Here is a 4,815-nt window from a genome sequence, read left to right on the forward strand (position 1 = left end):
ATAGATTTGGGGGGATCGATCCGGCTATTCGGGGTCGATGCCTAGAGCGCGTAATTTAGCTTCTAATCGATCGGCGCGTTGGCGTTGCTGTTCGATCTGTTCGTCAGGAGTGGGATAGCGGCGATTATTATCGTCATACCAATACAACCATTCCCGCGTTAACCTGTCAAAGCTGGCGCGTTCGCTACCGATACCCAAACCAACTTCGGGCATCCAGATAGGATTGCTATCTTGTAACTCGTATTTGCCGTTAACGAGCTTGTGGATCTCTAGTCGAGGTTTGCGGCGGCGTTTGGGATTGTAGATGATGTAGTAGAGTACGCCCATCCGGGCATATTCATCGAGTTTGGTAGTGTACTCGCCACCTGGTTTAGTGGAGACTACTTCTAACACCAAAATGGGTGGTATTTCCTCTTCCCAGAGTAGGTAGCTCAGACGCAACTCCTCGTCATAGTGTCGCTCGACATTCAGACACAAAAAACCGTCAGGAACGATTGGCGGTTGCTCTGGATGGGAATAGATGCCCATATCGATGCCAAAAAACCAATCTAGCCGATCGTGCCAGAGGATGCGTAAAATTGACTTGAGTAGGCTGGGAATGATTTCTTGAAGTTCGTTATCCACGGGCGTATCATCCGAGCAGGGCAGTTCGTCGGCAGTGGGTAGGTATCTGGGTAACTCGTACTGATACATGGTGAGGGATTGGGTAAGCGGACGGCTTACGCATATTTTAGCGGACATAGTACCAATCCTTGCGAGTATTGGTGGGTTTAGATCTGACTAGATTGCTAAATCTTCTGGTTTGGGCATATTGGCGAGATTAACGTTGATATCGTACATCACCTTCCGATCGTGCTCTCGAATAGATTACTTGCGACTAGACTTGATGCTTGTATGGATCTTGAATCCTGTCAGACAGGTGGATCGAGATCGGGTGCGATCGTCGGATCGATTTCTATTTCTTGAATGGATAAGCCAGCCAGATGGAAAATCGCTAAACCGATCGCCACGATCGACAAAACGTAACTGTGCAAAGTGTACAGGTGAACGACCGTTTCGGTAGAGATCGCATCGCCACCAGTCAGAATGGTGCTGAGCGTCGAGCCGATGAGGGGAATGGCTTCGATCGTGCCTAGCTCGATCTTAAACCGCCAGAAGCCCTGCTGCGACCAGTCGAGAATCATCGATGTCCAGCCTAAACCCACCGCACTGAGCGTTAATAAAATCCCACTTACCCAAGCGACGATCCACGCCGGACGAAATTGCTCGCTAAAAAACATAACGACAATTTGAATCAATGCCAAGATCGTAAAGCCATTTCCCGCCAAGTGATGCACCGTCAGAATCAACCAGCCAAAATTAATTTGGGTATCGATCTGTTTGAGTGAAGTGTAAGCCCCACCCGCACTCGGCTCGTAGTAAAATGCTATCAGCAAGCCAGAAATTGCCGCAGTAAGTACCAGCGAGAGCAGAGATACCGCGATGATGGTAGCTAGTTTTTGCAGCTTGATAATAGTAGTATTTTCGATCGTCATTGCCAACTCCTAAAATAGACCTAGTGAAAACGCATCTTCGATCGGCAACCGCGCACCGAAACCCAGCCACAGCGTGACAATCGTACTAACTGAGAAAATCGCGATCGACACCCCCCGCCGCAAGCGCGGATCGAACCGCACGAGATTTTCAATGATGGGTAAGAGTAACAATCCCGTCGCAAAGGACACCATCGTCACGATGCCCACGATCTTGTAGGGAATCAGCCGCACGAGCTGATATACCGGGAGCAGATACCACTCCGGCAGCAAATGTTCGGGTGTCGCAAATGGATCTGCCAGATCGGGCATTGCCACCGGATTTAGCACGGCTAAAGCGATGCACAAGCCAATCGTCCCCAATCCCACTGTCGGAAACAGATACAAAAAATTGTTCAACCACGCCCACCGACGGCGATCCGTGCGTTTTGGTACCGTGAGTTCGGGAATCAGCGGGAGATCGGTTTTACCAGCAGATTGTCGATCTTGGGTCATGATTTACTCCTGTTTGAAGTCAAGCTTGCTGTGTTATGTCCGAGCAAAATCGCGAGCAGTCTGTGTCTGGCAAGGATCGAGTAATGGCAACTTATGGTAACGAAGGTACCGCAATCGACACTCGCCGATCGGTCATTAAGATTTATTATCCAACATTGACAAGAAAAGCAGAACGACCATTTTAGGTAGATCGAGCGGGGATTTAGCGATCGTCCATCAAGGCGGTATCGTGATGACGGCTCAGACTTGGCAATCGGGTCATCTGACGTTAATTATCCCTTACAGCCCCGACTGCCGTACCAGCCAAGATCGGGCGATCGCAAGCTGCCGATCTAAGTCTGGCTGTGATAGTATCAAAAGGCACATCGTTCGGTGGTTGCTGGTGTCGATCGACTCACAAAATATCTATCGAGTAGCAAAAATTCCCGATCTTCAGGTTGCAGGGAATTCAGCAGCGGGATGGCTGAGCATCAATCGATTGGTAGCCGTAGCCGAAGCACAGGTGCGCTACCAAGTCGAGCCAGTGCCGCCGGGATGTCCGCAATTACCCGCACTATTACAACTGCGATCGTACCAACAACAAGCAATTACCAACTGGTTTAAAAATCAAGGTCGCGGTACCCTGAAGATGGCGACTGGTAGCGGTAAAACAATTACTGCCCTCGCGATCGCACATCAACTATATCAACAGATCGGACTGCAAGTTCTGATTATTATCTGTCCGTTTCGGCACCTCGTCAATCAATGGGGGCGAGAGTGCGAAAAGTTTCATCTTCAGCCGATTCTCGCCTGCGAAAGCATCCATAAATGGCAAGGCAAATTTTCCCACCAACTTGCCAGAATCCATACCGGACAACAAAAATTTCTGACGATCGTTACTACCAACGAAACCCTAACTACCGCCGGATTTCAATCCCAGCTCAAATATTTACCCGATCGTACCCTGATTATCGGCGACGAAGTGCATAATCTCGGTGCCAAAAAGCGCGAATCCAGCCTCCCCCGGAATGTCGGCTTGCGACTTGCCCTCTCAGCCACTCCCGAACGCCACTATGACGACATCGGCACCCAAAATATCATCGACTACTTTGGAGATATCCTCCAGCCCGAATTTACCCTCAAAGACGCGATCGATTGTGGTGCCCTCGTCCATTATTTATACTATCCGATCCTCGTCGAACTGACTCCAGATGAGAGCGATCGCTATCTCCAACTCAGCCGCGCGATCGCCCGCAAACTCCTTTACAATAATTCCGATCGCGGTGCCAACCACGATGAATTTGACACCCCAGATCTCACACCCTTACTCATGCAACGCTCCCGACTGATCGGTGCTGCTGCCAACAAACTCGTCGCGCTCAAAACCTTGATGCAAGATCGCCTCGATACCAGTCACACCCTCTTCTACTGTGGCGATGGTAGCAGCGATAGCACCCAACAACTCGCCGCCGTCACGCACTTACTCGGTACCGAACTCGGCTATCGCGTCAACACTTATACCGCCACCACATCACTACTCGATCGCGAACAACTCCGCCACCAGTTTGAATCTGGCGCACTCCAAGGACTAGTCGCGATCCGCTGTTTGGATGAAGGCATCGATATCCCCGCTATCAAACATGCCGTCATCCTCGCTAGCAGCACCAATCCGCGCCAATTTATCCAACGCCGAGGGCGGATTCTCCGCCCAGATGTCGGCAAAGATCGCGCTACCCTCTATGATATGGTTGTTTTGCCACCAGAATTAGACCGAGATACACTGGCGATCGAACGAAATTTACTCCGGAGAGAACTCCTGCGCCTGATCGAATTTGCCGATCTCGCCGACAACGCTGCCGCCGCCAGAACCCAACTCCTCGCGATTCAGAAACGTTACGGCTTGCTAGACATTTAGGTAACGCACCTTCTAGGTTCTAGAGGCTCGGTGCGTTTTGCTGACGCAGAAACACATCCTACGGAGCGAAAATTGAAGTACAATCCTCAGATGTGGATAACCGCGATCGATCCGGTGGATACACATACCGAACCGATCGAACTCACACTGGGTATAATTGTAGAATCAACCCAGATTGCATCCCGGTAATACATTGTCCTCGTTTCAACTGTGGCTATATTTGACACCGCCTCTGGCTGGTGCTGTTGTCGGCTATTTTACCAATGATGTCGCGATCAAAATGTTGTTTCGTCCTTATACGGCGAAATTCATTGGTAAATATCAACTTCCGTTTACGCCGGGATTGATTCCGAGTAACCAAGAACGATTGGCGACCCGGATTTCGGATACGATTATGGGTTCTTTGCTCACGCCAGTAGAGCTACAAAAGATCGCCAAGCGATTGCTAGAGGTAGAGCGAGTTCAATCCGCGATTACCTGGCTGCTCCAATTGGCTCTAGAACAGATTCAAGCCGACAAAGAGCAAAAGACGGTCAAATTACTCGCCAATATTCTCAAAGATTTACTCGGTGAATCCTTTCCCCGCTGGCTGAGAGTCTTAGCACGCAAACCCGACTTCTTAGAACCCCAAATCAATCAAATCTTCGATCGGTTGATCCTCGAATTCGAGCTAACCGACAGCCAAGCAGCGCAATTGTCTGACTGGTTGATTAATGTTATTTTACCCCCCGAGGTCTTGCGGGTGGCGATCGTCGATTTTCTGACCGATCGCAATATTCAAGTCATCGATGAAGGCTTGCGCGAAAAAAGTAGTGGTACTTATTGGGTAGTTGCCAATCTTTTTGGTGTTAAAAATGCCCTCAATCGTTTTCGGACGTTTTGTTTGGACGATCG

General features: G+C 49.7%; 6 protein-coding genes. 3 read left to right on the plus strand and 3 right to left on the minus strand.

Annotation, left to right across the window (positions count from 1 at the left end):
* Window positions 1-24: 24 nt before the first annotated feature.
* The 3 genes from RMO35_RS04455 to petD form a co-directional block, all read right to left on the minus strand.
* A complete protein-coding gene (locus RMO35_RS04455) occupies window positions 25-693 on the minus strand; it encodes a Uma2 family endonuclease (RefSeq protein WP_309738846.1) in 669 nt (222 codons plus the stop codon).
* A gap of 218 nt (window positions 694-911) precedes the next feature.
* Complete coding sequence (locus RMO35_RS04460; RefSeq protein WP_309738838.1) at window positions 912-1,535, minus strand: cytochrome b N-terminal domain-containing protein; 624 nt, start codon at window positions 1,533-1,535, stop codon at window positions 912-914.
* Window positions 1,536-1,544: 9 nt separating this feature from the next.
* Complete coding sequence (gene petD, locus RMO35_RS04465) at window positions 1,545-2,027, minus strand: cytochrome b6-f complex subunit IV (RefSeq protein ID WP_309738839.1); 483 nt, start codon at window positions 2,025-2,027, stop codon at window positions 1,545-1,547.
* 35 nt (window positions 2,028-2,062) lie between these two features.
* Between petD and RMO35_RS04470 the strand changes: the two genes are divergently transcribed.
* From RMO35_RS04470 to RMO35_RS04480, 3 genes are all read left to right on the plus strand, one after another.
* Window positions 2,063-2,212 carry a hypothetical protein gene (locus RMO35_RS04470; RefSeq protein ID WP_309738840.1) on the plus strand — a complete coding sequence of 50 codons (150 nt, stop codon included), beginning with the start codon at window positions 2,063-2,065 and terminating at the stop codon, window positions 2,210-2,212.
* A gap of 47 nt (window positions 2,213-2,259) precedes the next feature.
* Window positions 2,260-3,921 (plus strand): DNA phosphorothioation system restriction enzyme, encoded by a 1,662-nt coding sequence (locus RMO35_RS04475; protein ID WP_309738843.1) that lies wholly within the window; start codon window positions 2,260-2,262, stop codon window positions 3,919-3,921.
* Window positions 3,922-4,114: 193 nt separating this feature from the next.
* The coding region (locus RMO35_RS04480; RefSeq protein ID WP_309738845.1) for a DUF445 family protein at window positions 4,115-4,815 on the plus strand (701 nt) is incomplete at its 3' end.

The organism is Chamaesiphon sp. OTE_20_metabat_361, assembly GCF_031364565.1.

Excerpts from the sequence above, each read along its gene's own strand:
- RMO35_RS04455 (WP_309738846.1), bottom strand. The coding sequence starts at position 693 with ATGTATCAGTACGAGTTACCCAGATACCTACCCACTGCCGACGAACTG.
- RMO35_RS04460 (WP_309738838.1), bottom strand. The coding sequence starts at position 1,535 with ATGACGATCGAAAATACTACTATTATCAAGCTGCAAAAACTAGCTACC.
- petD (WP_309738839.1), bottom strand. The coding sequence starts at position 2,027 with ATGACCCAAGATCGACAATCTGCTGGTAAAACCGATCTCCCGCTGATT.
- RMO35_RS04470 (WP_309738840.1), top strand. The coding sequence starts at position 2,063 with ATGTCCGAGCAAAATCGCGAGCAGTCTGTGTCTGGCAAGGATCGAGTA.
- RMO35_RS04475 (WP_309738843.1), top strand. The coding sequence starts at position 2,260 with ATGACGGCTCAGACTTGGCAATCGGGTCATCTGACGTTAATTATCCCT.